Source organism: Anaeromassilibacillus sp. An200 (genome assembly GCF_002160025.1).
Lineage (GTDB): Bacteria > Bacillota > Clostridia > Oscillospirales > Acutalibacteraceae > Caccousia > Caccousia stercoris.
Window position 1 is genome coordinate 1 of sequence record NZ_NFJU01000145.1, and the last position, 553, is coordinate 553.

Below are 553 nucleotides of genomic sequence, written 5' to 3' on the forward strand. Positions count from 1 at the left end.
CAAACTTTCCTTTATACGGTTCCAGCACCTGAGCGCACACCTGTGCTTCCTGCCTGGCTTCCTCCGGGGACGTGGCATAGCTGAACCAATACGCGCCGACATGCAAGCCAGCACTCAGCGCCCCGAAAGCGTTCTGCTCAAAGCGCGGGTCGATCTGAGTTATGTATTTTCCCATTCCGGCCCGGATAATAGCAAAATCAATTCCTGCCGCCTTGACTTTTTCCCAGTAAATCAGCTCCTGATACTTTGATACGTCAATACCCTTCACGCAAACACCCTCCCTTTACTTTGCCGTTCCGCCGTACTCCTCCGGAACCAGCTCCGGAAGGCCGCTGTCGATCAGCACCTCAGCGCATCCGGCCTTGAGTGCCGCCGGAACATCCGCAAAAGCTGTCTTACCAAGGATCACTCTCTGTGCAAAAAACATAGCCATCATTTGTACCATCCTTGTATTATAGAGTAGTAGTTATTAAAGCCCCTCTCCAAGGGCTGTGCTACACTGTAAGGGATGCTGTGGATTGGTAGTGTCCTCCTACCACAAGATGGTTCGCGA

2 protein-coding genes are annotated in these 553 nt (G+C 52.3%); both read right to left on the bottom strand.

The annotated features are described in order from the left end of the window. Window positions 1-268, bottom strand: a 268-nt coding sequence (locus tag B5F35_RS18310; protein WP_275532280.1) for a GH25 family lysozyme, incomplete at its 3' end; no start/stop codon positions are given. 15 nt (window positions 269-283) lie between these two features. After that, window positions 284-436, bottom strand: coding sequence for a CD1375 family protein (locus tag B5F35_RS18965; protein ID WP_164488537.1), 153 nt, complete (start codon window positions 434-436; stop codon window positions 284-286). Window positions 437-553 lie beyond the last annotated feature (117 nt).

Bases quoted from the DNA above. Each gene is read 5' to 3' on its own strand.
- B5F35_RS18965 (WP_164488537.1), bottom strand. From the start codon at position 436: ATGATGGCTATGTTTTTTGCACAGAGAGTGATCCTTGGTAAGACAGCT.